This is a genomic window from Clostridium luticellarii (assembly GCF_002995845.1).
Lineage (GTDB): Bacteria > Bacillota > Clostridia > Clostridiales > Clostridiaceae > Clostridium_B > Clostridium_B luticellarii.
The window spans coordinates 13,489-38,708 of record NZ_PVXP01000029.1; the positions used below are offsets into that span (position 1 = coordinate 13,489).

A 25,220-nucleotide genomic window follows, 5' to 3' on the forward strand; every position below is an offset into this window, starting at 1 on the left:
AGTAATTATTCAATAATAAGTGCAAAATATCCTTCTAAAGTTCATCTAAAACTTTTGATTTTACCGTAAATATATCCATTTTCTGAACTTTCAAGTTCAGTACATAAAAATTTACCTTCCAAATCTTCATCATTTTCTGTCCTGGATACCACCTTTATGTAATTGGAAGTATACCCTTCATACCAGTCACAGTTTCCATCAAATTTTCCTTCATAGAATACATCCATATTCTTCCCTAAAAATTTATTCATAAACTGCCTTTCCAGCTTTTTATCCAGTTCTATAATTTTACCGCTTCTCTCTTCCTTTATGCTGCCGTCTACCTGACCTCTCATAGCTGCGGCCCTGGTACCTTTCCTGGGACTGTATTTAAAAACATGAATTTTAGAAAATTTTATCTTATCCAGGAAGTTATAGGTTTTACTGAATTCTTCCTCTGTTTCTCCTGGAAATCCAACTATAACATCTGTGGTTATAGACACATTTTTTATTGCATCCCTCAGTGCGGCCACTATTTCCTTGTATTTCAAAGTGGTATATCCCCTATTCATTCTCTTTAAAGTTTCATCACATCCACTTTGGAGAGAAAGATGGAAATGCGGACACACCTTTTTCAATTTTGATATTCTGGATATAGTATCCTCGGTAAAGAAATTGGGATCTATGGAACCAATTCTAATTCTTTCAATACCCTCTACCCTGTCTATGTCTTCCAGTACCCTTACAAGATTCCAATCACCCGATATATCCACCCCATAAGAGGCAATGTGTATACCTGAAAGTATCACTTCTTTGAAATTATTATGAGCAAGCTCCTTCACTTCCTCCATGATCTTATGAGGTGATTTGCTGCAGACAGCTCCCCTGGCAAAGGGAATTAAGCAGTAGGAACAAAATCTATTACATCCATCCTGTATTTTGAGGAAAGCTCTCGTTCTATGCTGGTATTTGTCTATTTTCAGATCTTCAAATACCCTGTTTTTAAGCACCTCATTGACCTCTATCATTTTTCTGCGCTCACTGCATGCCTTCTCTATCCAATATACTATATCACCTTTATTTCTAGTACCCAGGACAACATCCACCCCTTCTATGCTGGATACTTTTTGGGGTGAAATTTGAGAATAACATCCTACCACTGCTATCACTGCATTTTCATTTCTTCTTCTGGCCCTATGTATCATCTGTCTGGATTTTTTGTCTCCCATGTTGGTTACAGTACAGGTATTTATCACATATGCATCTGCATAATCATCAAAATTCACCATGTCATATCCCTGAGCTATAAATTTCTCCGCCATAGCTTCAGTCTCATATTGGTTTACCCTGCACCCCAGAGTAAACATTCCCACTGTCTTTTTATGTCCATAAAATTGAAGAAATTCTTTATTGTCAAGGGATAAATCAACTTTTTCTCTGTCAATTACATTCACCTGATAATACCTCCTAAATCTCCTAGTTCATACATGAGGAGTGTTAATGAAACAAAACCTGCAGTTTCAGTCCTAAATATCCTAGGCCCCAGTGTCACTATATGGGAATTTATGCTTTTAAGAAGTTCTATTTCCCTTTCTTCAAAGCCTCCTTCAGGCCCGATTACCACAGCCGCCTTTTTTATAGTATTTCTGTTTTCTATAGAATCAATCACACTTTTTATTCCCAGATCTTTTTCATTTTCATAGGGCACCAGAATTAAATCCATAGATTTTAAGTATTGCAAAAGTTCTTCAAAGGCAACAGGATTATCCACTTTGGGTATTATACTTCTCTTGCACTGCTTGCAGGCCTCTTTTGCAATTTTATTCCACCTATCCACTTTTTTATACTGGGTGAAATCGCCTTTAACTACTACCCTGCCTGTGATAACAGGTATTATTTTAAAAGCTCCTATTTCGGTGGCCTTCTGCACAATTAAATCCATCTTGCTTGACTTGGGCATTCCCTGAAATAAATACATTTCAACAGGACTTTCATTGCAGATCTTTAGTTCCTGTAATATATTTACAACAACCATGTCCTTCTCGATACTCTCTATTTTACCAAGAAATTCTCTTCCGGCACAGTTGTTTATATTTATTTTATCCCCACATTGAAGTCTCAGAACCTTGTTTATATGTTTTACGTCATCGCCCTCAATAAAAGCTCTATCCAAATGTATATTCTTTTCCTGCACAAAAAACTTATTCATTTCATATCATCCTTTTTGCCACTATGCATACCCATTCTCCGTCCTGATTCACTTCTTCCACTTGAAATCCGCTGTCCTTCAATTTTTTAACAACATCTTCTCTTCTATCTTTTATTATACCAGAAGATATAAATACTCCCCCTTGAGATATAAAATCTTTTAACTGCTCAACCATAGATATTATGACATCTGCAATTATGTTGGCAACCACTACATCTGCTTTACCGTGAACTTTCTCCATAAGATTTCCCTGAAATATCTTTACATTTTTCACATCATTGTATTTCAGATTTTTTAAAGCGGATTCCACAGCCACACTACTTAGATCCACAGCTGTAACTTGTTTTGCACCAAGTTTTGCCGCAGTTATAGCAAGTATTCCTGAACCCGTGCCTATATCAAATACCAGGGAATCCGATTTAACATACTTTTCCAGAGACTTTATACACATCCTTGTAGTTTCATGGGTCCCTGTTCCAAAAGCCATGCCCGGATCAAGCTGAACTACTACATCATCTTTTCCTGCATGATACTGCTCCCATATGGGCTTCACCACCACCCTTTTACCGGCCCTGTAAGGTTTATAATATTGTTTCCAGTTGTTCTCCCAATCCTCTTCGTTGACTCTAGTTACAGTAATAAGACCTTTCCCCTTGTCTATACCGAAATTCTCCAGATTGTTTATCCCATCTTTTATGTATTTTAAATATCCATCAAAGTTTTCATCCTGTTTATAATATCCTTTTATCACAGCTCCATCTTTTATTTTGAGCAAGCTCTCGTCAAAATAATCCCAGTCCTGAGGGCGTTTCTTCTCAAGCTCGATATCCTGCGGATCCTCTACAGATATGCCATGAACTCCTGTATTGTATAGTATTCCTGATACCGCTTCTACTGCTTCACTGCTGGTAATTACTGTTACTTCCATCCATTCCTTCTCCATAGGTGTCCTCCTGTACCTAAATTTTTTACACATGTTGAAGATTATAAGCAACTGACAGCTTTCAAATTAAAAGTCAAAAGCTGTCAGTGTGAAATGATGATTCAATTTTAATTGTCCAGGAACTGTCACCATCCATTTTTATTTTACAAAAGCTCTCATAAACAGTCACAGATCTGGAATAAAAACTATTTAAATCCATGTTTAATTTTGTCGAAAAACGACTTTCTTCCGCTTTCTCCCTCTGGAATTTCACCGCCTGCCTCCATAAGCATTACAATTGCTTCCTTCTGTTTTTCATTTAAGCTCTTAGGTACATCCACAATCACCTTAACATATTGATCTCCTCTTCCTCTGCCATTGATCTTGGGGACACCCTTTCCCCTTAATCTAAATACAGTTTCAGATTGGGTACCGGCAGGTATTTCATATTTTACATCTCCATCTATAGTTGGTACCTTTATGCTCGTTCCCAGTGCAGCTTTTCCAAAACTGATATGGGTATCCAAATAGATATCAGAGCCATTTCTCTTGAATTTGGAATGGGATGACACCCTTATATTTATATAGAGATCCCCCGAACTGCCTCCATTTTTACCTTCTTCTCCTTGTCCTCTTATAGGAATTATGTTTCCATTGTCTACTCCTGCCGGAACCTTCACTTTTATACTCCTGCGTTTTCTCACAGTACCGGTTCCTCTGCATTCTGGACATGGATCTTTTATAATAGTACCTTTTCCACCGCATTTATCACAGGTACTCATAGTGACAAAACTTCCAAGAGGTGTATTCCTCTGGGTTCTAACCTGTCCTGTACCACCACATTTGCCACAGGTATGAGGGTGAGTTCCTTTTTTAGCACCTGTTCCATTACATGCTCTGCACTTTTCATTTCTGGTTATGGATATTTCCTTTTCCACACCAAAAACTGCCTGTTCAAAGGTTAAATTCAAGGTGTACTCAAGATCCGCACCTTTTTCCGGGCCATTTCTCCTTTTTCTTCCTGAAGAAAATCCTCCTCCAAAAAAGGAATCAAATATATCTTCAAAGCCTCCCATATTGGAAAAATCGAAACCGCCAAAGCCTCCTTCAAATCCACCGGAACCTCCGTTAAAGTCAGCCGTACCAAATTGATCGTATTGAGCTTTTTTCTGTGGATCCGATAATACCTGATAAGCCTCATTTATTTCCTTGAATCTTTCTTCAGCTTCTTTATTTCCTTGATTTCTATCAGGGTGGTATTTCAATGCTAATTTCCTAAATGCTCTCTTTATTTCATCATCACTGGCACCCTTCTGGAGGCCGAGTATTTCATAATAATCTTTTTTGGCCATTTTTCTACTTTTCACCACCTAAAACAAAAATATTCTTAGTATAAATCCATTTCTTTACTTAAAATTAAGGGAAGAGCAAAAACTCATCCCTTAACTACTACTATTATACACACTTATTATACAATCGTGAAGAGAAAATATTATTTATCATCGTCTACTTTATAATCAGCATCCACTACATTGTCATCTTTTTTATTTCCCGTTCCACCTTGAGGACCGGCACCTGCTCCAGGATTCTGTCCTCCCGGATTTGGCCCTGCTCCAGGATTCTGTCCTGCCTGTGCGTTCTGGCTGTATATTTTTGATGTGACACCATAAAGTGCCTGTGTCAATTCTTCAGTAGCTTTCTTTATTGCATCCAAATCATCGCCGTCTTTTATCTTCTTAACCGCTTCTACCTTTTCCTCTATATTTTTCTTATCTTCGCCGGAAACTTTATCTCCCAGATCCTTCAATGTCTTTTCAGTCTGATATACAATTTGATCTGCATTGTTTTTAACTTCTATGGATTCTTTTCTCTTCTTATCCTGCTCTTCAAACTTTTCAGCTTCTTTTACAGCTTTATCTATTTCATCATCACTTAAGTTAGTGGAAGCAGTAATAGTTATATTTGCTTCCTTTCCAGTTGCCTTATCCTTAGCTGACACATTTACTATGCCATTTGCATCTATATCAAAAGTAACTTCAATCTGAGGAATTCCTCTTGGAGCCGGAGCTATACCTGAAAGAGTAAATCTTCCAAGAGTTTTATTATCGGCAGCCATCTGTCTCTCACCTTGAACTACGTTAATTTCAACAGAAGTCTGATTGTCTGCTGCAGTAGAAAATGTCTGGCTCTTCTTAGTCGGTATGGTGGTATTTCTGCTGATAAGCGGAGTGGCAACTCCTCCCAAAGTTTCAATTCCAAGGGTAAGTGGTGTTACATCAAGAAGAAGTACATCTTTAACATCTCCAGTAAGTACTCCTGCCTGGATAGCTGCTCCTGCTGCTACACATTCATCCGGGTTAACTCCTTTGGAAGGCTCCTTGCCGGTGAAGTTCTTCACTGCTTCCTGAACAGCCGGTATTCTGGTAGAACCACCTACTAATATAACTTTATTTATATCATTTATTGTAATCCCGGCATCATTCAAAGCTTTCTTCATAGGCTCTATGGTTCTGTTCACCAAATCCTCTGTAAGTTCATTGAATTTTGCCCTGGTTAAATTCATGTCTATATGCTTAGGTCCATTGGCATCTGCTGTAATAAATGGCAAATTTATATTTGTCTGTGTAGAAGAGGACAATTCAATCTTTGCCTTCTCAGCTGCTTCTTTCAATCTCTGAAGTGCCATCTTGTCATTTCTCAAATCTATCCCATTTTCACTCTTGAATGTATCTGCTATATAATCTATTATTTTCTGGTCAAAATCATCTCCACCGAGATGAGTATCTCCATTGGTAGCTTTAACCTCAAACACACCATCTCCAAGTTCCAATATGGATACATCAAAAGTACCTCCGCCTAAATCATATACAAATATCTTCTGATTTGTATTCATTTTATCCATACCATAGGCAAGAGATGCAGCTGTAGGCTCATTTATTATCCTTCTAACATTAAGTCCTGCAATTTTCCCTGCATCCTTAGTGGCCTGCCTTTGACTATCATTAAAATATGCAGGTACAGTTATAACAGCCTCTGTTACGGGTTCACCCAGATAAGCCTCTGCATCTGCCTTTATTTTTTGAAGTATCATTGACGATATCTCCTGAGGTGTATATTTCTTTCCATCTATATCTACTTTATGGTCTGTTCCCATATGTCTCTTTATTGACATTATAGTTCTATCTGGATTTGTTATTGCCTGTCTTTTAGCTACTTGACCTACCAGTCTTTCACCATTTTTCTGGAAGGATACTACGGATGGAGTAGTTCTTGCACCTTCAGAGTTAGCTATAACTACCGGATCTCCACCTTCCATAACTGCAACACAAGAATTTGTTGTTCCTAAATCAATACCTATTATTTTTGACATGTTAACTTACCTCCTAAATTTAACTCAGTTGAAATTATGTTTAACATTTTACTTATTACTTATTTAAACTTAATTTGCTACTTTCACCATACTGTACCTTATTATTTTATCTTCCCTTTTATATCCCTTTTGAAACACCTCTACTATGGAATTTTTTTCATAATTATCATCTTCTACATGCATGACTGCATTGTGGATATTAGGATCAAATTCACCTTCTGTAGAAATTTCCTCCACATTCAATTTCTCCAGTGCAGCATTGAATTGTTTCATTGTCATTTCCACGCCTTTTTTCAAATCTTCTGCATTTCCCTCCACTTTTACTGCTCTTTCCAGATTATCCAGTACAGGAAGTATCTCTTTTAATATATCCTTGCAGGCATCAGAATAAATTCCCTCTTTCTCCTTTGATGTCCTCTTCCTGAAATTGTCATATTCTGCTTTGGTCCTGGAAAGCCTATCTTTAAGAGCTTTGTTCTCATTCATAATTTTATTGTTTTCATCCTTTAACTTAAAATTCTCTTCTTGCAATTCTTTCTGATGCTTTATTCTTTTTTCTTCAAGTTCATCTACTTCTCCATTTGATTCCGTTTCCTTGTCTGTATTTCCACTATCACCTGATTCTGTATTTTCTTCTGCAGTCTTTTCTTTATCAGATTTTTGTAATTCCTCATCTAAATTCAATTTTTCATTTTCTGTAGAATTTTTGTCTTCTGCAGAACAATTGTCATTTTTTTCAGCACTCTGTGCATCCATATCCTCATCTTTTAACATTTAGACATTTCCTCCAATCCAACTTTTATTGCTAATTACATAGTTCAAATTTCACTTTGCCTTTAAGATACCTTTTCCTACTTTTCACTGGAATAAGCGTGGTTTAAAATATAATTCATTTCTTTTACCACATTTGCCAGCACGGAGATCACCTTAGAATAAGGTATCCTTGTAGGCCCTATTACACCAATTTCTCCTATAGGCTTTTCATTTAAACTGTACACTGCGGATATAACACTGCAATCTTCCGCACCTTCTATATAATTTTCATTTCCTATTTTTACCGAAATACTTGAGGCACTGTTTAGCAAACTGCTCACTTTATCTTTATTATCCAGCATGGATAAAAATTCTTTAGCCTTTTCTATATCCCTATATTCAGGGTAATTGAATATATTTGTGGCTCCCTGCATATATATCTCTGAATTATCCACATTATTCAGCCTGTCGTACAGTACAAAAATTATCTCATCAACTATATCCTCGTATCCCTTTAAATCCGACTTTAAACTAGTTATAATTTCCAGATCTATATCATCGGCACATAAATTCTTTAACCTGCAGTTCAATACATTACTCAATTTAGTAAGAGTATCATCGGGAATAGCTTCTTTAATTTTTATAAAATTGTTTTTTATAATTCCACTATCAATTATAAGTACCAATAAGATATTGCTGTTAGATTCTATATTTACCAATTGCATATGCTTTATATGACCTTTTTTTACAGAAGGTGCTCTAACTACAGAAGTAAGCCTTGTGAGTTCAGACAAAAGATAAATGGCCTGCTTTATTATTTTATCTACTTCAAATAAAGCGTCATTTATAATCTGGGTCTTTATTATATAGATCTCTTCAGGGCTCAGGTTGGGGATCTGCATCAATTTATCCACATACAGTCTGTATCCCTTATTGGAAGGTATCCTTCCTGAAGAACTGTGAAGCTGCTCCAAATAACCCATTTCCTCCAAATCAGACATTTCATTTCTGATGGTGGCAGAACTTACTCCCAAGTTGTACTTTTTAGCTATGGTTCTGGATCCAACAGGCTCAGCGGTGTTTATATAATTATTTACTATTGCCTGAAGTATTTTTATTTTTCTTTCATCCATTTCCATAATATCACCTCTTTATTAGCACTCATTACTGCTGAGTGCTAATTACTATGATTAAAAAATATCACTCATAATTTTTTTTGTCAATGTATATAAGTTATATTATCCTGATAAATATCATAGTCTATCAAGTTTAAAATGGATTTTATAATATTTCCTCACTATTTCTCAAAATATCTTATAGAATCAATATCAGGTCAAAATAAATTCACACATAACACTATTGGACACTTCCAGCCCCCTCTTATTCAGATACATATCGTCTTCGTCTACTACCAATAGTCCCTTTTTCGTATATTCATCTATTATATCTCCATATACTGAATAAATATTCCTATGAAATCTCCCTTCAAAATCACTCATGGAAATTCCTCTGGTTTTTCTGAGTCCCATAAACATGAATTCTTCCATATCGTCATAAATGGAATTCTTATGTTCATCCAGTTTTACAAAATGTCCTGACCTTCCCTGATGAATATATTCTTCTATATCCAGTGTATTTCTGTATCTATAACCATTCACATAGGAATGAGCACTGGATCCGCATCCTATATAGGGTTCCAAATTCCAATATACCAGATTATGTCTGCATTCACTGCCATTTTTAGCAAAGTTTGATATCTCATATTGATTGTACCCGCTTTTATAGAGAAATTCCAAAGTAAAATAATACATCTGTCTTTCCTCTTCTTCCTGCGGAAGTTTTAATCCATGATTTTTATACATGCTGTAAAAAGGAGTACCTTTCTCCACTATGAGGCTGTAGCAGGATATATGCCGTGGATCCAGTTTGACAACATTTTTCAGTGATTCTTTCCAGTCCTCCAAGGTCTGTCCTGGAAGTCCAAACATAAGATCTACATTTATATTTGAAAATCCCAGTCTCTCAGCCATCTTGTATCCCTCAAGGAAATCATCTACGCTGTGAATTCTCCCTATTCTTTTAAGAAGGGAATTCTGCCATGCCTGAAGACCTATACTGAGCCTGTTGACTCCCATGTTTTTCAAAAAACATAATTTTTCTTCAGTAAATGTACCTGGATTTCCCTCTACTGTGAATTCTAAATTATCTTCCAAATTTAATTTTTCCACTGCTTCACATATATTATTCCATGCCTTTAACGATAGGTAGGTAGGAGTCCCTCCACCTATGAATATAGTCTTTATGTTTCTCCTTCCCACAGTTCCAATCTCCTCAGCCAATGCTCTGGAATAATTACACATTAAATCCTCTCTGCCTCCATAGGATGGAAAATCACAATAAAGACATTTTTTTTTACAGAAGGGTATATGTATGTATAGAGCTGCAGGTTCTGCCTTAATGGTTTCTTCCCCAATGCACATAAAAAACACCTCCTGGCTCATAAATTGTTTATTTAAATATCAAAGTTAAAATATTAAATATCAGATAATGAGGATTTTCGGTTAAAATCGAAAATCAACCGAATTTGATATTTGAACTCTGAACTTTGATATTTCCCTTTTAGTCTTCTGTCTTAAGTATGGCCATAAAAGCTTCCTGTGGAATCTCAACAGAACCTACCTGTCTCATTCTTTTTTTTCCTTCTTTTTGCTTTTCCAGAAGCTTTTTCTTTCTGGATATATCTCCTCCATAACACTTTGCAAGTACATCTTTTCTCATGGCCTTGACAGTTTCTCTAGCTATAATTTTTCCTCCTACAGCGGCCTGTATTGGTATTTCAAAAAGCTGCCTCGGTATTATTTCCTTTAGCTTTTCAGCTATTTTTCTTCCTCTTTCATAGGCCCTTTCCTCAGGGACAATCATAGAAAGTGCATCCACGGATTCTCCGTTTAAAAGCACATCCAGTTTTACCAAACTGGCAGCTTTATAGCCTTTTAACTCATAATCCAGGGAAGCGTATCCTCTTGTCCTTGATTTCAATACATCAAAAAAATTGTATATTATCTCATTTAAAGGAATTTCATAGTTTAAAGATACTCTGGTTGTCTCTATGTACTGCATATCCTTAAAGGTTCCTCTTCTGCTCTGTGCAAGTTCCATAACTGAACCCACATACTCAGAAGGAGTTATTATGGAAGCTTTAACTATGGGTTCTTCCATGTACTTTATCTCTGACGATTCAGGCATATTGGTGGGATTGGTAAGCTGCAGCAGGGTGCCATCTGTCTTGAATACCTTGTATATAACCGACGGAGCTGTAGTTATTATGTCCAGATTAAATTCCCTTTCCACTCTTTCCTGTATCACATCCATGTGCAGCAGTCCTAAAAATCCACATCTAAACCCAAACCCCAAAGCTATGGATGTTTCCGGTTCAAAACAAAGTGCTGCATCATTAACCTGAAGCTTTTCCAATGCTTCTTTCAATTCACCATATCTTGCGCCATCCACCGGATATATACCGCTGTATACCATGGAAACCACCGGCCTATATCCTTTCAAAGGCTCTGCAGCTTCCCTCTGTGCTTCAGTTACTGTGTCACCTACCCGGGCATCCCTTACATTTTTAATGGAAGCAGTAAAATATCCCACATCTCCTGCCTTCAATTCTGATCTTGGCATAAAATTCGGAACAAATATTCCTGTTTCCGTAACTTCATATACCTTACCTGTAGCCATAAGTTTTATTTCTTCTCCCGGTTTTATACAGCCTTCTTTTACCCTTATATGACAGACCACCCCTCTGTAGCTGTCATAATTGGAATCAAATATAAGAGCTCTCAGCGGTGCACTCTCATCTCCTTCTGGAGAAGGTATTTTATTCACTATAGCTTCCAAAACATGATCTATATTCAAACCTGTCTTTGCAGAAACCAGCGGAGCATCTTCCGCATCTATTCCTATGACATCCTCTATTTCACTTTTTACTTCTTCCGGCCTTGCACTGGGCAGATCTATTTTGTTTATTACAGGAACTATTTCCAAATCATGATCCATGGCCAGATAACAATTTGCCAGAGTCTGTGCCTGTATACCCTGAGTCGCATCCACTACAAGAACGGCCCCCTCACAGGCCGCCAAACTTCTTGAAACTTCATAATTAAAATCCACATGACCTGGTGTATCTATGAGATTTAAAATATATTCTTCCCCATCGGATCTTTTGTATATGAGCCTCACCGCCTGAGATTTTATGGTTATTCCCCGTTCTCTTTCCAGTTCCATATTGTCAAGCACCTGGGAATTCATCTCTCTTTCAGTAAGAGTTCCAGTTCTTTCAATCAATCTATCTGCAAGGGTGGATTTACCATGATCTATATGGGCGACTATAGAAAAATTTCTTATATGTCTCTGTCTTTCACTCTGCATACTATTTCCTCCAATATCAATGAAATTTCTCCACAACCAAGTGATCTTTACAATTCAAAGGTCAAACAACTACAGTAAATTATATCATAATCACCCTATAGTTAAAAGCACCTTATTTGGTAAACCTGTCCTCTACATTTTGGAACACATTTCGGGTTACATCTATTATGTAAGAAGTTCCAGAATATATTTTGCTCCCTACCACATTCATGATTTTTTCAGATCCATTTTTAAAGTTTTCACCCACCTTGTTATTCAAACTCAATGAATAATTACCTGCATCTACAGTGAAATCAAAAGGCGATGAAGTATAATCCATCTTAAAATTGGATTGATCTTTCACATATTTAGGAAGCCCCACACTTACAATTGTAAAACCGGAAATAATTATCATGCTGCAAATTATAATTACAACTGCAGCAGCTCTTTTACTCATAAAAAAGTCACCCCCTATAAAATAAAATTCTTATTATAAAGGATGAACTTTTTTATAAATTTTATACATCATATTCCAACTCACCGTGAAGATACAGACACCGTCTTCAGCACTAATTCAGAAATGTATTTATGTCCTCCAAATCCAATGCAGGCTGAAGTGCTATGTTTATGGCATTTGCAATGACCTTCGAAATGGAATCCACCACCATATCCACATCTTTAGGCGTAACCATTATATTCTCACTGTAAGGATCCAAAAGTCCTCTTATCATCTGATGTTTTTCATTCTTGTCTACGGATTTTAACATCTGGTAAAATTTTTCTCCTTTTTTAGTCTGCTTTATCATTTCATCCAAAACCATGTCAATGGTATCGTTGGCCATAGTGGCTGCATCCACTACCGTGGGCACTCCTATAGCTATTACAGGTACTCCCAGAGTCTTTTCACTCAATTCCATTCTTCTGTTTCCAACTCCGGAACCCGGCGATATCCCCCTGTTGCCTATTTGTATTGTGGAATTGACTCTATCCATCTTCCTGGATGCCAGAGAATCTATGCAAATTATGAGATTGGGCTTTACCCTGTCCACAACTCCTTTTATGATCTCACTGGTTTCAATACCTGTAATTCCAAGTACCCCGGGAGATATGACACATACCGGCCTTATATTTTCGTCTATCTTATCAGGTACCAGCTGCCTCAAGTGTCTGGTGACCATCAGCTTTGACACAACTTTAGGGCCAAGGGAATCCGGGGTTATATTCCAATTTCCCAATCCCACCACCAGTACAGTCATGCTTTTATCCACATTTATCATTTTCGACAGTGATTTTCCCACCACCTTGCTGACCTTATCCCTTACTTTCCCATCATAGTTGGTAAGCCGCGGCATATCTATGGTTATGTATGAGCCCTTGGGTTTTCCCATGATCTTTTCTCCCACGTCATCTACTATTTCCACACAGGTTACCTTTATATCGTCTTCCACAGTCTCATCCACTTTAACTCCCGGAACTTCCCCACCTCTTTCCTTCCTGCATTTTTCTCTGGTCTCTACTGCCAAATCAGTTCTCACATCAAACATTGTATCTATCACTCCCTACATACTATTTCAGCTGTATTCTTCATCTATCTGTTATTATTGGTAATTGACTTTTACAATATACCTCCAACTGTATAATTTATACTTGAAGTGGTTAAAATTTAATGCTATAATAGCACTTGTTAAATATAGTGACTTGACGGCAAATTTCCCCAAAGCTGTTGAAGTCTATAAAAACACAAGGGGGTGAAAGAATGGCAAACATAAAATCTGCAAAAAAGAGAATAAAGGTTATCCAGACTAAGACATTGAGGAATAGAATAATAAAATCTTCATTGAAGACTGCTATAAAAAAGTTTTTAGTATCTATTGACAATGGGAATGTGGAAGAAGCTAAGGTTACCTTCACTGCAGCTGTAAAAGCTATAGATATGGCCGCATCAAAAGGTGTAATTCACAAGAATAAAGCATCAAGAGACAAATCTAAGCTGACTTTAAAATTAAATGGATTAACTGCATAATAAATAACCGGTCAGCACCGGTTATTTATTATGCAATTGTATTTATGAGCAAAAGTTCCAATTCAGTCTTCTCATCTACGGACAGGCTTTTCATGTTTTTCTCCGTGTTCAGACACAGTTGTATGGATCTGTTAAGCTGCTTCAAAGTAAATTTTTTGCTTTGCTTAGCCATAATATTATATCCATATTCAGATTTGATATTTAGTATTTTCATGATCTCTGTTTTTTGTTTTTTATCTTCCAGCAGCAGTTTGATTTTGAACAGCATATTGAACTGACGTTCTATCATTGCCAGGATATAATTTATTTTGGCACCGCCGTATATGAGTTCATCCATCAGGTGAAGTGCACCTTTCAAATTTTTGTTTGATATGGCATTTACCACATCAAAAATGTCTTCCTCACTGTTCTTTAAGAACATTTTCTCTATGTCCTCTCTTTTTATATCCCTGCCATAGGTATAACAGCACAATTTCTCCACTTCATTTTCCACTGCACTTAGGTTGTTCCCCTCCATAAGATTGCAGAACAATCTCAGCTCCACTTTTTTTATGTTCCTGCCTCTTATACGGAAAAATTCCTGAACTCTATTTTCCAGCTGATATCCTCTCATCCTGTCGGCCTTGACTATACATATATCCTTATCCAATCTGTATATTTTTCTTCCAGGCTTATCTCTCTTGCTTTTAAACACATAGTAAAATATTAAGATACAGTGTTCAGGAACATTTTTCAAATATTTCTGTATATCTTTAAAATGGGCATTGAGTTTACTTTTATATCCCTGTTCTTCTCCCATAAAAGAGGCTCTATATACAAGTACAACTTTTTTATCACTCATGAAAGGCAGGGTTTCACAGGCATTTATTACAGTATCAAAGTCCTCCAGAGAGCTGCCATCAAATTTAACATAATTCAAATCAATAAATTCCGGTTTTATAAGCTTTCCGATCAATGCCTTTATACTTTCCCTTATGAGAAACTCATCACTGCCGCAAAATAAATAGCAATTTTCTATATGTCCTTTTTCTAAATTTCTGCCAAAAGTAACTATATCTATCAAACTCTACTCACTTCCATCTATTTGATTCTAAAGAGCATATTGAATATTATAACATAAGAACTGCTGTTTGCCGCATTTTTATCCAACAAAAATTTGAACTGCCTATCTCCTCTATAAAGTGTCAAAGCCATGTGATTTTCCAGATTTTCATTTACCTTCAAGGCTGAATTCTCATTCAGATTACAGATAAAATCTCTGCCTGGATTAGTTATTATTTTATTCACCGACTGCTGCATTTTTATATTTGATATCCAATTCACATTCCAGTAGTCGTAATTGCATATCATGACTCTATCTGTGCCTTTTTTTACAACAGCCGCCTCTCCTTCATCCCTATTTACAAGGGTTATAGTTGTAAAAAACGAATATCCTTCAAGTGCCATTAAAATTATACATGCCGCAGGAACATACTTGAATTTTTTATATCCCCTTTTATACATCACAAAGCCAATAAATACTGCAAGAATCAGCAGTCCATCACTGTACTTCAAATACACAACCTCAGGGCATAATTTCAAGGCAATGCTGTTTACTCCATCTACTGCAGTAAACACCACATTTATAATTATGGAGATGAACTTAAATGCCACTTCCACAGGATATGAACATAGTGCTGCATTTCCAAGTACAATTACCATTGACAAAAGTGGAATCAGCAATAAATTTCCCACAATAAATCCACAACTGAAATTTTGAATTGTAAAAGCTATATAGGGCAGTGAAAAAATTTGGGAACTAAAAGTCAGACTTATGCTTTCCGCCAGTTTTTTAGGAAGCACATAAAGTTTTCTATATATGATCCCATTATACAAAAGTATGCCCAGAGTTGCCAGGAAGGACAGATCAAACCCCAAATTCACAATATAATAGGGTTTAAATAGTATTAAAACAAGAGCTGCCAGACTCAGAGAAGATATGCCGTCATATTCCTTAAAAAATATTTTGGACAATTTAAATACAAGTATCATTATAAATGACCTCATGGTTGCCGCCGACATGCCCGTAAAGAAAACATAAAATGCGGATACGGCAATAGCTGCCTTGAGTCCCAGCAGGTACTGGAGCACTTCATATATTATAACCATGTGAAATCCTGAAACACTTAGGGCGTGAATTATTCCAAGCTTTTGAAAATCCTCCATCTGGTCAGTGCTGATATAAGCAGTTTCTCCATAACACAAACCCATGACAAGAGCTGCTCTTTCCTCTCCAATTGTATCCTTAAATTTTCTATAGAGATTTCCCTTGAAACCATATGAGTAATAAACAAAATCTCTATTGCAGTGCTTATATTCAGTCAGCTTGTAACTTCCAATCACTCCATTTTCTATGATAAAATCTTTCTGGAATTTTCCATATGCCTTTATTTTCTCTCCTTCCGCAAGGCCCTTTGTTTCCCCTTTTAATATAAGTTTTCTCCCTTTAAAGTCTCCTAGAAAATAATAGTCTTTTTTATCTACAATCCTAATCTCTGCAGGACTGTCAACAGTTATATTGAAATAAAGATAAAAACTAAATATTCCAAGAAGGAAAAACATTGCATTTATTATAAAGACTTTAATATCCAGAGTTAAAAATAATATTACAAGAAAAAAAACAGCTGCTGCTGCCGCTGCCAGAGTGCTGTCCAAAAGCAATATTGAGAATACGCATCCAAAAGATAGAGATATGCAATAAAATATCAAGGGTCTTTCCATTCTCATGTATGATACCTCCCGGGCAATCATATACACATTACACACATCAATGTATATTATCTATGTTTGCCCAAAAGTGGCATATTAAACATACTCATCCTTGTAGAATTTATGAAATATACACAAAACAAACCAGGGTATTATACACCCTAAAAATATTTTCCAATAACCTAAGTCAAATAAAATCATAAATTTGCTCACAACAAAAATTCCAATCAATTGTATAATCAGATTCACAGCCGGGATCATATTGGAAATCTTGTTTTTAAAAAACTTTTCATTGGAAAAACTGTAAACAAACAGTACTGCGCATATATTTAAAACGGATATGGAGGCCAAAAATGAAAATTTACCTTCCCATGAATTTGAGATATAAAAGGCTAAAAAAGACAGAATTCCCATTGAAAATCCTCCAAACAATATAAACCCTATATTTTCCCTCACTATGCTTTTATCGACTACAGACGGCACATAGTCCCCTTCTTCATCTTTACACTGGTACATGAGAGTCAGAGCTGACAGAAACATAATCACACCGTTAAACCACAGTGATTCTGCAATAATCCCTGTAGAAATATTCACATCAAATAGGACATTCATAACTAGAAATGTGCTCATCCCCACACAACAGCTTATAATATATACAATTATCTTTTTGATCATATTTATGATCTTTCTGGAGTCTTCCACAGTATTCAGGAAGTTCATAAAATCCATATTTTTCACAAATACATCGCATAATTTCCTCACTATTTTACTCTTCGTATTGGTTATTCCAACATCGGATATTTTAAGCGAAGGCAAATCCGTAAGTTTCCAGCCTGTTATAGCCGTCATATATCCATAGCTCTTCAATGCTTTTATTATTCTCACTTTATGTCTGGAACTTATTCTGGAAAAAAAGCTGACTTTTTCTCCAAGGCGGCTGAATTCTTCATCAGTCATATTGTCCATTTCCACTCCGGAAACTATCTGGGAAAGCCTGGACACGATATTTATCTTTTTTCCTATTGCCAGAGCTGTAAGTTTGCTGTCATCTGTAATGATAATTGGCTTTATTGAAAGGGAAAAAGCTTTCTTTATGCAATCTGTAGCATTTTCCTTTAACATATTGTCAAAACCAATCAGTCCTACAAAAACCAAATTGCTTTCAATGTTTTCCTTTATACTGGGTTCATAATTAAAATTCCTATAGGCAAACCCAACTACATACAGACATTCATTGGACATGGAAATGTCAGCAGCTTTTATGGACTTTATATCCTCCTCCGTTATCTCCAGCTCCACTCCATTTTTCAATATATGGGTGCATCTGCTCAAGATGGAATCCGTGGCTCCCTTTACATGGGCCCTGTATTTTTCATCCACCTTGTTTACAGTGGTCATTATTCGTCTTTCTCCGTCGAATAAGATCTGAAATACTCTTTTATATTCTTTGTCCAGTTCCTTCTTATACATTCCATTTTGAGCACAGAAATTTATCATTGACAATTCAACAAGACTTTTTACTGAATTTTCATCATTTATTTTTACGGATTTCACATCATTACATAAAAGTCCTATATTTATCATTCTGTACAGGCTCTCATTTATTCCATTTTTAAAGGTCTCTTCATCTATGTCAATAATACCATTGCTTCCGTAAGCCTTCGCCACTCTCATTTTATTTTTAGAAAAAGCACCTACCTTGTCCGCACAAACTGCTGAAATACCTGAAAATTTCTCTATACTGGACAAATCCTTAAAAGTTATGTTTTTCTTGTTGAACTTTTTCAAAAGTATAACTCCTATAAGCAGGATTATAACAATCATTGCCTGGGGAATAGCTCCCAGAAACACAAGGGACAGTCTTTTCAAATTATAATAAAAATCCCCATCTAAAGTAAGATTCAGCATAAATCCTATAATTGAGAGACAGATTAGACCCAATGTACTGAAAGTATTTATAATCTTGTGCATTCTAAATCCAAAGGATTTTATTCTTTCTTCATCTTCAACCAGAAACTTTACTATATTAGCTACCTGTGTATCCATTCCCACTGCTACAACTATACCTGTACCATCTCCCTCGGCCACAGAAGATGACTTGAAAAGCATATTTTTCATATCAGAAAGAGACAGTTCTTTGTCATCTATTTTGGACTCATATTTCTCAACTATGAAATTTTCTCCAGTCACAGAGCACTCATCTATTTTCAAATCATTGCTTTCAATAATTCTCATATCCGCAGGTATTCCCTCACCGCGTCCAATTATAACTATATCTCCTACCACAAGTTCTTCAGATGGTATCCTCATAGTTCGTCCATCTCTTACCACTCTTGCCATCCCTAAATTCAATTTTCTAAGCTCTTTTATATCTTTCTCCACCTTATACTGCTCCATAGCTGTAAAAGACACATTGAAGAGTATAACAGCCAGAGATATAATTCCATAAATATACATTCCAAAACACAAAAATAAAACAACACAAAACATCAATAATACTATCCATATCTCCCTAAATTGTACAAATATAAGATAACTCAGTCCCTTAGTGTCCGGCATAACAATTTTATTTTCTCCATACTTTTCTCTGAGGGGACCTACTTGTTCTGCATCCAGTCCATAATAGGTGTTGCTGTTAAGTTCCTTCACTATCTCGCTCCACGGATGTTTATACCATTCAACCATATACTCTAACCCTCCTATAAAAAGAACTCTATTTAAATATCGTATTTACAAACATTAACTTTAAAAAATAATCGGGATAAATACATATTTAAACTTCAAACACAGGAAGGATAATTTTTATAACTGTTCCTATTTGAATTTCACTCCATACACTTATTTTTCCATTGTGCTGGTCAATTATCCATTTTGCGATGGAAAGTCCCAGACCCGTTCCCCCACTGGACTTGGTTCTGGACTTATCCGCCCTGTAAAATCTATCGAATATATGGGGAATATCTTTTTCAGCTATACCTGCTCCCGTATCCGATACCACTATAACAGCTTCACTCTTTCTTAAATAGGAGTCAAGCATTATTGCCCCTCCTGAAGGAGTATATTTGATACTGTTGTCAATAAATATTCTAAGAGCTTCCTTCATAAGCTTTCTGTCAGCCCAGATATCAATTTTATCATTGTGCTCGTTTTTTAAAATATGTTCTTTATCTATAATTCTGGTCTCTTTTATCAGCTCACCTATGAGCTCATTCAGTGAAAATTTACTCCTTTCCAGCTTTTGTGCATTTCTATCTCCTCTGGCCAGAAATAGAAGTTTCTCCACGAGTTCCTTCATATTTTCTGCTTCACTCTTTATGGATTCAATAGACTCCTCAAGGACAGCTCTGTCATTTTTTCCCCAGCGATCCAGAAGATCTGCATAGCCCTGAATTACAGATATAGGTGTTCTGAGTTCATGAGAGGCATCTGATATGAACTGATTTTGCTGCTCCACGGAATTCTGTATTCTATCCAGCATTTCATTGAAGGTTTTCGCCAGATCTTTAAGCTCGTTTTTTGAACCTCTTACATCAATACGCCTGCCCAGATCCTTTATGGATATCTCTTTTACGGTCTCAGTCATCTGATGTACCGGTGAAAGAAATTTTCTGCTGGCCTTTGATCCAAACACCACAACCAGAACAAGACCTGATATTCCAAGCACAACCATGACAACAGACAACAGCAGATTGTAATCCCAATTTCCCCCACTTCTGGTATAGTAAACAAAGCTTCCCATGACACCTGCAGCCATAAGCAGAAAAACTATGGAGAATATAAACACATAGGTTATCGTTATCTTGAAACTTATGGAAAATCTCATTTTCTCCATAATACTTTCTGTAATCCTACCTATTATATTGCATGAAAAAGCTAAAATATATTTAGTCACCTTGTATATTCTTTCAAATAAGGATCTCAATTCTAACTTATTCATATTTCAGCTGATACCCCACTCCTCGAACAGTATAGATAAATTTTTTATTATATCTGTCATCAATTTTACTTCTCAAATAACGGATATACACATCAACTATATTAGTATCTCCTGCGTAATCATATTTCCACACATTTATCAGGATATTGTCTCTGGAAAGTACTATATTTTTATTTACCATAAGATACTCCAGCAGATCAAACTCCTTTTTTGTCAAATCTATTATATCATCCTGAAAAGTTACAATATGTCTGTCCATATCCATTTTCAATTTTCCTGCGGAAATAATACCTCTTTCAGCCAGCTGGCTTTTATATTTGAATATGACCCTGATACGAGCCAGAAGCTCTTCTATTGCAAAAGGTTTTGTAACATAATCTTCCGCTCCAATATCCAGTGCCATAACCTTGTCTGTAACCTCATCCTTTGCAGTGAGCATAATCACCGGGACCTGGGATGTCCGTCTAAGCCTTCTCAAAACTTCCATACCATTTATAGATGGAAGCATTACATCCAGAATTACAAGATCACAATCACCTTCCAAAGCGGCTTTGAGACCTTCCCTGCCATCCTGACATTTTTTTACTTCATAACCCTCGTGTTGAAGTTCCAATTGAATAAACCTGGCTATTTTCACTTCATCTTCAATAATAAGAATTTTTTTACCGGACATATATTTCTCTCCTTCGTACATAGGATAAATATATTATATCCTTAATGAAGCATTTAAGCTATTCCTAATTATTGTAATTATCCTCTGGCAACTTTTGCAGGATACCAGCCTGCAAACCATTTTGTAAAGATTCCCATAACTGCAGGTGCAATTGAATTTATGATACCTGTATAACTGGACAATACACTTCCCATAAGAAAATACGTGTAAATGGCAATTATCAGGTAAAGCACACCCCAGCCTGCGGTTAAGATTCTGTTTGTCTTCAAAAATAGAGGATTACGGAAGGCACCTTCTCCGTTGTAATCATTGCTTGAGTAATACGCAGTAAGAGGTATTCTTCTCCAGCAGGACAACAGCCACATAATACCAAACAGCATATATGAAAGACATATTACAATTGTAGGACTAACTCCAAGCAGTGCCAGAAGACTAAGGACACAGATCAGTGGAATACTCATTTTATCATAGATTGTAAGTTTGAACTTATATGAAAGAACAGGTATGCTGGAACACACAATGATTCCAGCCACACCTCCCCAGACTTTATCTATGGGCAGTACTACCCAAAGTACTATCCACTGAAACAAAATCAGAGCCATATTTGTTTTGTTTTCCCTGAATTTCTTTTGAGAAATCTGCCTTTTTGTTCCAAAATAATCATCCATTTTGAGCATTGTACTGAAATCCCCCAGTACTTTGTACTGCTTTTTCATCAGAGCTTCTGCTCCATTGACCTTGCCCTCTGAAATCTTCCTCCAGAGTTCAAAAGTTGTTTCAATTCTGGTGGTATAGGTCACAAAATTTTCAGTGCTTACAGTGCATTTTTCTTTTCCCAGACAAAGCTGATAGATTCTGTCAATATCTGTAAAATATATTTCAAGCAGAACATCTTTTACGTAACTTTCCCGGTTGTATATGGCAGCCATCTGTTTCATAAAATTGTAGGATTTATCCTTCTGCGGCTTTTCCTCTGGAGATTTCCCCGAAATATCCCAGCTGGCATCTGCCATTTCCACAAACACATCAGGAGGATACAGCAGTTGCCCAAGTTTATTTCGTGTATCTCCGCTGATTGCAGCATTGTTTCCAAATTCTCCGCCAGCTTTTTTTGCATAAGACAGGTATTCTAAAATCTTTCCCTCAAGTTGTGGAACATGAAACAGCTCTCCTTCTGGACAAATTATTTTTGAAAGCCTATCTCCGAACAGGATTTCAAACTGTTTAAAGAGAGCATCATAATTGTTTTTGGTACTGTAAAATCCGCAGGTGGAAATAAGGATATATCTTTGATTTGACAGATCATACCTGGAAGGATGTCCGCTTGTTCCATCTTTATTTATATCCATATAGGGCAGATTTGTAGGAAGCATGCGATCGAGAAATGCCTTGATTTTTGAAGGCATCCCAAAATAGTAGAGTGGAAAACTCCAAATAACAACATCCGATGTCACATACCTTTCCATAAGCTCTCTCATATCATCCTTTATTACACATTTCCCCGGAGTTTTAGTCCAGCAGGCAAAACATCCCCTGCAGTGTTCAATGTTTTTTTCACTGATATTCACTATGTGTACATTGCAATTTCTGCTTTCCTCAAGCCCCTCCAAAAAAGCTCTGGTTATCCTGAATGTATTGCTTTTTTCTCCCTTTGGACTGCCATTTAACACAAGCACCTCCATATCGACATACCCTCCAAACTTAAAAATTTTATTCCAGCATTGCCACTTTACTACAAAGCTCAAAGTGCAAAGAACAAATATCAATTAGCAATAATTTTTTACATTACAATTTGAAATTATTAATATTATCAGTCATGTCCTTTGTCATATCTTCCAAAGTCTCTGCTGCTTTTGAAACCTCCCTGGACGATTCCTCTGTTTCCTTTGAGGATGCAGTTATTTCCTCAGAAGAAGCCGATATTTCCTCTGCTGTTGCTGATATTGTTTCAATTTTACTGGAAATATCCTTTTCTTTCTGATCTATTTTTACAACCAAATTATTGATTGACTGTATTTTAGGCACTATTTTACCTATTTCATCTATTATGGTTTCATAAGAATCACTAGCTGTATTTACTACATCTGTCTGCTTAATTATTTCATCGTTTATATTTTTTGACATACTGAATATATCACCCATATTTGCTGAAATATTGCCAATAACGTCTCTTATATTTTCAGAAGAATTTTTACTCTGTTCTGCTAACTTCCTGATTTCATCTGCAACCACTGCAAACCCTTTTCCTGCTTCACCAGCTCTTTCCGCTTCAATTGCAGCATTTAAAGCAAGTAAATTGGTTTGATCTGAAATACTGTCAATGAGAAGAGTAATTTCATTCACCTCTTTAATCCTATCTGCAAAACCTTTTAATTGCTTCTCAAAGCTATAGGACAATTTTCCGATCCCTTCAATTGACTGGATCAGTAACTGCATTTTATCGTTACTGTCGGTTGCCCTGGCATTTATGTAGCTTGAGGAATCATCTATTTTTTCAATTTCCTGCACTACATTGTCAATTGCCTCTCCAAATTCATTTATATTGTTTGAAACTTCAATAAGCTCTCCGGACTGACTGTTAATTCCCTTTGCTATTTCCTCAATAGCAGTAGCAACACCTTCCGAGTTGCTGGACATATCTCCGGATATACTCTTTAATTTTTTGGTGTAATCTATGATTTTGTGAATTGAATCCTTAGTATCAAGGAGCAATACCCTTAATTCTTCCTGCATATTGTGCACAGCCCTTGACACATCTCCCGCTTCATCATTCAAATTTAAAAATTCTTTTGGCACTTTCTGCGTCAGATTACCCTCTGAAATCACATTCAAATGTCCTACAGCAGAATTCAGCCTCTTCCTTATTTTATTTACAGAATAGATTATGACCAGTGCCGTAAGTATTATAAAAACTGCTGTTATTATAATATATTTCACCATCAATGAGTCAGCTGATTTAAAAAGTTCATTCTGGGAAATTTGTATCCCCAAAACCATGTTTGAATTTGGAACGGCAGTATAATATACATTGTATGTAATTCCATTATCTTTATAGGTACCTTTTCCGGATTTTCCGGAAATCATGCTTTTGCCGATGGAGGCAAGTGATTTATTCGATTCATTTTGAATTTTCTTTTTCATGATCCGGGACTTGTCCTTTGAAGCTACATATATTCCACTTTTTTTACTGATTAAAAATGCCTCACCAGTATCTCCAATTTTTACACTGCTGATGTTTTTCTGCAAACTTGTTAAATCCATATCTGCTGTAGTAACACCGACGATATTATTTCCTCCATCTACAAAATGGGAGGAGGCCGTTATCATTGAAACTTTTGTAACAGGGTCCACATAAGGTTCAGACCAATCTACAGCTTTATCTACATTCAAGCCCAGTTTATACCATTCCTGGGATGGATAATCGTATTTCGGCTTGCTGTAATCATCGGTATAAACAACCTTCCCGTTGTCCTTATAAGCATAGGGGCCGAAATACTTCATACTTTCATCGTACTTATATGGCTGAAACCATACACCTACACCACAGGTTTCACTATTTGTCTGTGGAAATTTTTCCAGCAGTGAAATATAATTGTCCTTGCCGAGCACACCATAAGACGATTCAACTGTTTTTGCAAGGGTTTCTACAACTCTGGCATTATTGAGCAGTAATTTTTGGGCCATTTCTGAATTACTGGATAATTTACTCTGCATGTTCATCTCTGTCTGGCTGTTTATTATGGACTTAGTGCTGAAATAACTGATACTTGTAAGTAGAATCAAAGCAATTAATACAGTGGGTATCACAACTAGATTGATTTTAAACAAGATGCTCTGTTTTTTCATATTTTATCCCCCTTTTATTGATGGTTAGTGTAAAGTTTTTTACACTATTTTTAAAATTTATTCTTTATATATCAAGGGTTACAAAGTTTTTTTCAATAAAAAAACAATGACCCCCTTTTTTCTGTTATAATTGAATCTGCTAAAACCAAAAATAACATGAAAGGATGTCATTGTCTTGGATTCAATTATAACTTATTTATTTTTATATAATCAATACCTTTTGAAATTAGAGTTTCCCCATTTTTTTAGAAATGACTAGATAACGACTGTGGATAAGGTAACTTTGAGTTTTAGAATTATCCACAGATTTATAAAATCGCATAAAAAATGAATAAAACAGTCCAGTCTTTTGA

Annotated in this window: 19 protein-coding genes; 1 reads left to right on the top strand and 18 read right to left on the bottom strand. The window is 36.1% G+C overall.

Annotated elements, in window-relative coordinates:
• Positions 1-41: 41 nt before the first annotated feature.
• The 11 genes from mtaB to gpr all read right to left on the bottom strand — a co-directional run bounded on the left by mtaB (position 42) and on the right by gpr (position 13,184).
• Positions 42-1,346: a tRNA (N(6)-L-threonylcarbamoyladenosine(37)-C(2))-methylthiotransferase MtaB gene (gene mtaB, locus CLLU_RS10460; RefSeq protein ID WP_106009732.1), complete on the bottom strand. Its 1,305-nt coding sequence runs from the start codon at positions 1,344-1,346 to the stop codon at positions 42-44.
• Between the two features lie 83 nt (positions 1,347-1,429).
• Positions 1,430-2,188 (bottom strand): 16S rRNA (uracil(1498)-N(3))-methyltransferase, encoded by a 759-nt coding sequence (locus CLLU_RS10465; RefSeq protein WP_106009704.1) that lies wholly within the window; start codon positions 2,186-2,188, stop codon positions 1,430-1,432.
• Between the two features lies 1 nt (position 2,189).
• The gene (prmA, locus tag CLLU_RS10470) at positions 2,190-3,131 is read right to left on the bottom strand and encodes a 50S ribosomal protein L11 methyltransferase (RefSeq protein WP_106009705.1); all 942 of its coding nucleotides are present in this window, start codon (positions 3,129-3,131) and stop codon (positions 2,190-2,192) included.
• A 185-nt stretch (positions 3,132-3,316) separates the two neighbouring features.
• Positions 3,317-4,462: a molecular chaperone DnaJ gene (gene dnaJ, locus CLLU_RS10475; protein ID WP_106009706.1), complete on the bottom strand. Its 1,146-nt coding sequence runs from the start codon at positions 4,460-4,462 to the stop codon at positions 3,317-3,319.
• 140 nt (positions 4,463-4,602) lie between these two features.
• Positions 4,603-6,480 (bottom strand): molecular chaperone DnaK, encoded by a 1,878-nt coding sequence (gene dnaK / locus CLLU_RS10480; protein WP_106009707.1) that lies wholly within the window; start codon positions 6,478-6,480, stop codon positions 4,603-4,605.
• Positions 6,481-6,549: 69 nt separating this feature from the next.
• On the bottom strand, positions 6,550-7,254 hold the full coding sequence (gene grpE / locus CLLU_RS10485) for a nucleotide exchange factor GrpE (protein WP_106009708.1): 705 nt from the start codon (positions 7,252-7,254) through the stop codon (positions 6,550-6,552).
• 77 nt (positions 7,255-7,331) lie between these two features.
• A complete protein-coding gene (gene hrcA / locus CLLU_RS10490; RefSeq protein WP_106009709.1) occupies positions 7,332-8,372 on the bottom strand; it encodes a heat-inducible transcriptional repressor HrcA in 1,041 nt (346 codons plus the stop codon).
• A 189-nt stretch (positions 8,373-8,561) separates the two neighbouring features.
• Positions 8,562-9,713: a radical SAM family heme chaperone HemW gene (gene hemW / locus CLLU_RS10495; protein ID WP_106009710.1), complete on the bottom strand. Its 1,152-nt coding sequence runs from the start codon at positions 9,711-9,713 to the stop codon at positions 8,562-8,564.
• A gap of 139 nt (positions 9,714-9,852) precedes the next feature.
• Positions 9,853-11,661 (bottom strand): translation elongation factor 4, encoded by a 1,809-nt coding sequence (gene lepA / locus CLLU_RS10500; RefSeq protein ID WP_106009712.1) that lies wholly within the window; start codon positions 11,659-11,661, stop codon positions 9,853-9,855.
• Between the two features lie 112 nt (positions 11,662-11,773).
• A complete protein-coding gene (locus CLLU_RS10505; protein WP_106009714.1) occupies positions 11,774-12,097 on the bottom strand; it encodes a hypothetical protein in 324 nt (107 codons plus the stop codon).
• A gap of 112 nt (positions 12,098-12,209) precedes the next feature.
• Entirely contained in the window at positions 12,210-13,184 is a 975-nt protein-coding gene (gene gpr / locus CLLU_RS10510; protein ID WP_106009716.1) for a GPR endopeptidase, read from the bottom strand.
• A gap of 212 nt (positions 13,185-13,396) precedes the next feature.
• Between gpr and rpsT the strand changes: the two genes are divergently transcribed.
• Complete coding sequence (gene rpsT, locus CLLU_RS10515) at positions 13,397-13,663, top strand: 30S ribosomal protein S20 (RefSeq protein ID WP_106009718.1); 267 nt, start codon at positions 13,397-13,399, stop codon at positions 13,661-13,663.
• A 28-nt stretch (positions 13,664-13,691) separates the two neighbouring features.
• On the opposite strand, the gene holA is transcribed toward rpsT, so the two are convergent.
• The 7 genes from holA to CLLU_RS10550 all read right to left on the bottom strand — a co-directional run bounded on the left by holA (position 13,692) and on the right by CLLU_RS10550 (position 24,867).
• Positions 13,692-14,726, bottom strand: a complete 1,035-nt coding sequence (gene holA, locus CLLU_RS10520; protein ID WP_106009720.1) for a DNA polymerase III subunit delta — start codon at positions 14,724-14,726, stop codon at positions 13,692-13,694.
• A gap of 17 nt (positions 14,727-14,743) precedes the next feature.
• A complete protein-coding gene (locus tag CLLU_RS10525) occupies positions 14,744-16,429 on the bottom strand; it encodes a ComEC/Rec2 family competence protein (RefSeq protein WP_242977555.1) in 1,686 nt (561 codons plus the stop codon).
• Positions 16,430-16,507: 78 nt separating this feature from the next.
• Complete coding sequence (locus CLLU_RS10530; protein WP_106009722.1) at positions 16,508-19,096, bottom strand: P-type ATPase actuator domain-containing protein; 2,589 nt, start codon at positions 19,094-19,096, stop codon at positions 16,508-16,510.
• Positions 19,097-19,184: 88 nt separating this feature from the next.
• On the bottom strand, positions 19,185-20,348 hold the full coding sequence (locus tag CLLU_RS10535; RefSeq protein WP_106009724.1) for a sensor histidine kinase: 1,164 nt from the start codon (positions 20,346-20,348) through the stop codon (positions 19,185-19,187).
• Entirely contained in the window at positions 20,341-21,021 is a 681-nt protein-coding gene (locus CLLU_RS10540; RefSeq protein WP_106009726.1) for a response regulator transcription factor, read from the bottom strand. Before CLLU_RS10540 ends, CLLU_RS10535 begins: the two co-directional genes overlap by 8 nt.
• A 77-nt stretch (positions 21,022-21,098) precedes the next feature.
• Entirely contained in the window at positions 21,099-22,703 is a 1,605-nt protein-coding gene (locus CLLU_RS10545) for a flavodoxin family protein (protein ID WP_106009728.1), read from the bottom strand.
• Positions 22,704-22,806: 103 nt separating this feature from the next.
• Positions 22,807-24,867, bottom strand: coding sequence for a methyl-accepting chemotaxis protein (locus CLLU_RS10550; RefSeq protein ID WP_106009730.1), 2,061 nt, complete (start codon positions 24,865-24,867; stop codon positions 22,807-22,809).
• Positions 24,868-25,220: the final 353 nt, after the last annotated feature.